The sequence below is a fragment of the Agrobacterium sp. K11 genome (assembly GCF_059429395.1).
This window is the reverse complement of record NZ_JCAHRB010000031.1, coordinates 1-5,642: the sequence shown is the minus strand read 5'-3', so window position 1 is coordinate 5,642 and position 5,642 is coordinate 1. Positions and strand designations below refer to the sequence as shown.

The 5,642-nt window shown below is 51.2% G+C and carries 5 protein-coding genes; 1 reads left to right on the top strand and 4 read right to left on the bottom strand.

The annotated features are described in order from the left end of the window. Positions 1-212 precede the first annotated feature (212 nt). Positions 213-590: a rhodanese-like domain-containing protein gene (locus AC5SEO_RS26730; RefSeq protein WP_087745866.1), complete on the bottom strand. Its 378-nt coding sequence runs from the start codon at positions 588-590 to the stop codon at positions 213-215. 321 nt (positions 591-911) lie between these two features. Beyond that, positions 912-1,226: a hypothetical protein gene (locus AC5SEO_RS26725; RefSeq protein ID WP_495364201.1), complete on the bottom strand. Its 315-nt coding sequence runs from the start codon at positions 1,224-1,226 to the stop codon at positions 912-914. A gap of 970 nt (positions 1,227-2,196) precedes the next feature. Here AC5SEO_RS26725 and AC5SEO_RS26720 point away from each other — a divergent pair. Further along, complete coding sequence (locus tag AC5SEO_RS26720; RefSeq protein WP_158212501.1) at positions 2,197-4,164, top strand: ATP-binding protein; 1,968 nt, start codon at positions 2,197-2,199, stop codon at positions 4,162-4,164. Between the two features lie 451 nt (positions 4,165-4,615). Here AC5SEO_RS26720 and AC5SEO_RS26715 read toward each other — a convergent pair whose 3' ends face one another. Beyond that, positions 4,616-5,068: an NUDIX hydrolase gene (locus AC5SEO_RS26715; protein ID WP_495364200.1), complete on the bottom strand. Its 453-nt coding sequence runs from the start codon at positions 5,066-5,068 to the stop codon at positions 4,616-4,618. A 46-nt stretch (positions 5,069-5,114) separates the two neighbouring features. After that, positions 5,115-5,642, bottom strand: a 528-nt coding sequence (locus AC5SEO_RS26710; protein ID WP_495364199.1) for an IS110 family transposase, incomplete at its 5' end; no start/stop codon positions are given.

Below are 5,642 nucleotides of genomic sequence, written 5' to 3'. Positions count from 1 at the left end.
CTGTCCGGATCGATGCTGTTTTCAACATTCAGGCAGGACAGATCGCCGACAAGGACGTCATCCGCAAGGGTATCTGCGACATCATAAAAGGCGTGTAAGCCATGGCTTGAAGACACCCGGTACAACAGCACGAGCCTCGAAGCTGGCCTTGCAATCTCCGCAGCCGGCAACAGGTGGCACGAAAGGAGCTAAGCGCTGCCTACCGGGCTCCATCAGAATTTCATGTTCAGCAACTCAGGAAAATTATAGTACCGCAACCGCTTGTCACGGCAGCGGTAGTCATTCTTTGAAGCGTCCACGCTTAAATTCTTGTACACGGCTACGCCAATATACGACCAATCGGGGTTGGAACGTTCCGTCGTTCGCGTGCAATAAGCGTAAATCTGCTTTTCAGGGTCGAGCAGCACTACGCTCGAAATCTCGGCTTTCATGAAATATCCGGGTTTGATAGTTCCGCGCATGGCGTCCACATAGTCACGTTTAATCGGTCTGGACGGTGGACGTTGCGAATCCAAAACAGATTGCGGTGCCGGAGTCTGGCATCCAGCCAGTGTCATCACGGCGGCACAGAGAAGTAAAGCTGTCCTCATTCAATTCAATCCCCAAAAGTCAAAGCACAACACGCACAATGCACACTGCAGCTATTGAGTTAAAATTGCGCAACACACACGGATCCACAGCCGAAAATAGAAAGGTCACGCTTAGATAGACCTGACAATAACCATCAAACAGGTTGCGGCACGCTTTCGGCAGACGCCGGATCAGGCCTACTTCAACGCGCTGGCATCAATGATGCTGGCTGCATAATCGAGGCGGAAATCCACTTAGTGAAACGCCCGAAACTGTTCAAACAAACCGAGCCACATCTATGCTCCTCGAACTTGAAGCGCTAAGGGCGATTGGCACGGCGGTTATTTGACCACACCATCGAGATAGAGGTCTTCACCTCGTTGCAGCGGCGTGTAAGTGAAGTCGTCTTTTTTGAGAAAGCGGTCGAACCAACCCAAAAGATCATCTTGGGTCACCGAGTTGCGATAACCGATCAGCTTGACGGTCAGTGGCGCACTGAAGGCTATATCAAAGGCAGTGGCGAACTGAGTGGTGTCAGAAAGCTGAACCGAAAACGTGCCACCACCGTTGTGACGAATGGAGATTTCCGCACGGGCGAAGAATTCATCACTGTAGGTGGCGATAAGACCGGGAGCTTCCCCACCAATTCTCCCCAATCAAAGGGTTCTGAGTTCCCTCGCCTTGAAAATTCACCCGGATTTCTTCGAGGCTGCGAAAATCACGGTTCTTAAAGTGCTTCAAGGGAATTTTCAGCCACTGTGTATCCAGACCCGGGTTCAACCACTGGGCGACGTCATCTTCGGGGTCATTGTTGGAATCGAAGAAGAATTTCGGAGATTTCATTTTCAGATCCAGACCGATGTAGTCCTCCAATGTTTGACCAGGCCAGGATACACTTGTGGCTCGCAGGGTGATGCACGGTTCCTGGACTGCAAGGTCGAGCGGATAGCTCTGGTAAACAAGTCTACAATGTCTCATGCAAATCTCCGGTGTGAAAAGTCTGCGTAAATCCCTGACGGTAGCGGTTGATGTCTGCGCAAAAGCTGCGACAGTCATGCCCCAACACACCTGTCGCCTGCAAAGTCCGCTTTAAGCATCCTCGTCTCCTGTCATCATACAGGGGAAATGGCTCGACACAGGTCGTTCATCCACGCGTGCACCTACGTCCGGTTTCGGCCCAAACCGCTCATTTGCGGCCGAATGCGTTGGCACACCTTTGCGCCTTCATACCGGCCATAGGATTTACGACGATGGTGTCTCAAGAGCGGACGCCGTTTCAGGTTATTCGTGCGTCCGGAAGGGTCCTGTCCGCTAAACCGGCTGTCCGGTGGTAAAATGTGTACCTTGCGGACGTGAGATTGCGGCAACAAACGATGTCCACAAAGGTATACCTATGCGGACACGCATCACTACCCTCATATGTCTTCTGTGTAGTAGCGAGGGCTGGCCGACGCATGACAACCATTGCCAAGAAAGGAATTTTGACACACAAAATCAGCAGCACCAAGGGGGAAACGACCACACCAAAGAGGTTAAATACCCCCTCGCAAAAATCTGCCATTTTTCGGATAGACTGCACTTTGCCGGTACCGTATCAAGATCGTACTTTTAAGGGGGAACACACAGTTGACTTTCACTCCATTCGACCCGCTTGAGTTTAAGAACACCAAGATCAATGACGCTGCACTCAACGCCTTGAAGCGCGAGATCAATAACATCCTCAGTTCATATGTCGGCTGGTACGATCCGTTTTGCGAACTAATTCAGAATGCGCTCGATGCAGTCGAGGCGCGTACAGTTGCCGAGGCGGCATCTGGAAATATCGCATACACGCCAAGGATCGATATTTCGATCGATCTAGATAATAACGTACTAGCGGTCACCGACAATGGAATCGGACTAGACAAAGAAAAATTTGAGCAGTTTTTAGCGCCTAACTTTTCATTCAAATCTGGTGCGACACGAGGCCATAAGGGTGTTGGCGCGACCTACGTAGCGTACGGCTTTAACTACATGCGCGTCTCTACCAAAGTGCCTGGCTTTGAAGCATCCGGTCGCATCGTTGGCGCACGAAACTGGCTGCGTGATCATGGAGGCGCAGCCAATCCCAAGGTCGAGCCAGATGCATCTGCTCAAGTGGAATCACAGTTCGCTTTGAATGACCGTGGCGTTTCCATAAGTGTACGCTTTGATGACAGCACTCATCCTAGACGACTAGACTGGATCAAGGCAGATAACGCCGAAACGTGGCTCAAGATCCTTTCGGTGAAGACTGGCCTAGGATCCATTGCACCGGACGAAACTCTCGAGTTGCACATTCGGGTTGTATCCCAAGGAAAAGTTACCACTGTTAATCGTAAGGGTACGTCGTACCTATGGCTTCACTCCAATGCCACAAAGAAAGCACATCTTCGTGATATTGAGGCTGCGGCTGAGGCGTTGTTCAAAAAGCATGGCGTAGGCCACAAAATGCCTGACAAGTTTAGAAACCTTGACTTCATACATGATAGGTGGACTGACGAAGAACTTGTAAAGGTTGTCGGACCTTACCTGGATGACGAAGAAAAAGAAATAATCCAAAAGCACCGACCTACGGTTAGCTTCGAGTTCGGCTACACCTCCAAACTATGGACACTATTTAATGAGAGTTTGGGCCTGAGAAAAGATTACAAAGTTCTCACGAGCGGGATACAGTTAGCGGCGAACAATATGCCGCAGGGCGAACCTATAACAATCCCTTTGAATAGAAACATTGGGCGACAAAATCAAATTCATTTTCTCTTCCACTTCGAGGACTACTCTCCTGATTTGGGAAGAAAGGGATTTCACCGTGAGCTAAGCGATTTCGCGAAATCTGTAAGCAAGAATATTACAGACCATATTCTCTCGAAGCACCGAGCACTTCTGAAGCCGAATACGGGGGTAGCTCCCGATCTGGTACGTGAGATGAGGATTGGGGACTGGAAGAAGCAGATGCTTGATCACGAGGCAATTCAGCCTCTCGAACTCAATAGTAAGCATTTCTTCAAGCCCACGGAACGCGTCTCCATCACCTCGGCTCCAACGAGGGAGCAGGATGTCATTGCGTTGTTCAATCAACTAGTTGCGGGTGGGGTAATTCGTGGCATCAGAGTGATGTCCACAAATGAACGTTTCACCTATGACGGTCTCTACAAAGTGGCTTTTGATCTGCCGGAGGAGATTTACGCGTATGAGGAAGAGACCAATCCGCTCGGTGTATCGTATGATACGGCCGTAGCACTAAAGGGGCGAGTGACCGACCCGCGCGTTCTGGAATACAAATTCTGCCTGGATGGTCTGATAGAGGACTTTGAGGGGCAAGATAAGAACATCAACGATGTGGACCTCTGCATTGTCTGGGAGGTCGGCGATATGTACCGCGAAAGATACGGCATCACATCTTTGCTTATTCCAGAGAACGCCGATCAGCGGCAGTATCATGGCGTAACTCACATTCTCAACGACATGGAGACTGGCGCGAAACACTGCGACCTAATTGTATTGAGCGAGCTCATGGATTCTCTGAACGATCCCAAGGGCACCGCCGAGGGTCAACGAGTTAAGTACGAGTAGCGGACGAAGGGAGATCGCCGCTGGGAAACTCACTCCGAAAGCTTGGCTGGAATCAAACAAAGCTTCATGTTTCATGTGAGCGGCAGCTTTCGGTGCTATGCTCTGTCGCTTACCTTCCTTACTGCCACCTCGAGGGGTGCAAGCTGCTCGGCCTCACGTAATGCAGAGACCCAAAAGGGGGACATTCGTGTCTCCCTAGCCATCCAAGAAGACCCGGTTTCTAAGGCTTTTGAGCGATGGTGTGCGCTCTCTCCGGGCCTACCATGGCAACTTGTCTCGCTCTTCAGCGGGCACAACGACCGCATCCGCCATCTTCGACGCTAAAACCCGCCATTCCGCTTCCGGCCCCATTTAAGCGTAACCGGCGTTACCATCGCACCTTGAGAACGTAGCGTGTGCCGTTTTCGAAGCCTGCGGCCACGACGGAAGTGTTAGTGCCACGCCCGCAGCATCATCGACTGATGAGATGAGATTTAAGGCCTTTTGGATAAAGCTCTGGCTTTCCTTCGACATCGAGCTCTTGCGGATCATACCAAGCTGCGACCATTAAGGTACCATCGTCCTCTTGAAATCTAATTCGTTCTTGGCCTCCAAACGCTCCTTCGGGAAACGCGAGATCAAAAATGAATAGGATTTCGTGGCGTTGTTCGCCCTCGTGTACGAAGACATTCTCAAGTACTATAGGACCTGCGAGAACGGAAACATCAGTGTCGATTTCTTCTTTGAACTCCCTGATAACTGCATCTTTTGCCGACTCGCCAAACTCGACGCCACCGCCTAGCGGACGAACGCCTTTTAGTCGCCCTTCGTGATCATAAACCTCGAATGCCAGGAGCTTGGGCCCTCGCCAATGTAGGCCGAGAGCTTTGATGCGGATCACACTGGATTTTGAATTGATTGTCATTCTTCCCGGCTATCGCAATCGTGTATGTCCCGCAAGAGATTAGAGCTTATTCCTCGAAGACAAACTGCTGATGCGGATACGCGAACTTCTGTTCTGCCAGCCATCCCCAGTGAGCCTTGCCCCATATCGCCTTGCCGGTAAATCGCCGCCCGTGGCGCAGAAGAAAACTCTTCAAAGAAGATTTGGCAGAACCGAGATCATCTTTCACTTGCCGCCGAGCACGGACCACGTCGCGAACCGCTTCATGAGCTTCGTCCGGCACCCACACAGCAACGAACTCGCCGGCACGCAAAAGGCGGGCAAGTGTCTTCGCGTCTCTGCGATCAGTTTTGACCTTGTCTCCTTGCCGGCGCGGCATCGAGGAAGGCGAGATCACGATGCAATGCACGCCAATCTTCGCAAGAAATCTGAAGATCACGAACCCACATGGCCCGGATTCGTAGCAAACGCGGAGTTCGGAGCCATCCTGACCGATCTTTTTGAGCGCCACATGTAAAGTCTCTGCGCGGTTGGCAATTGTTGTAGCGCGGCAATCAGGATGAGACGCTGGCGACAATCTGGATGAGATTCTTAG

Bases quoted from the DNA above. Each gene is read 5' to 3' on its own strand.
- AC5SEO_RS26730 (WP_087745866.1), bottom strand. From the start codon at position 590: ATGAGGACAGCTTTACTTCTCTGTGCCGCCGTGATGACACTGGCTGGA.
- AC5SEO_RS26715 (WP_495364200.1), bottom strand. From the start codon at position 5,068: ATGACAATCAATTCAAAATCCAGTGTGATCCGCATCAAAGCTCTCGGC.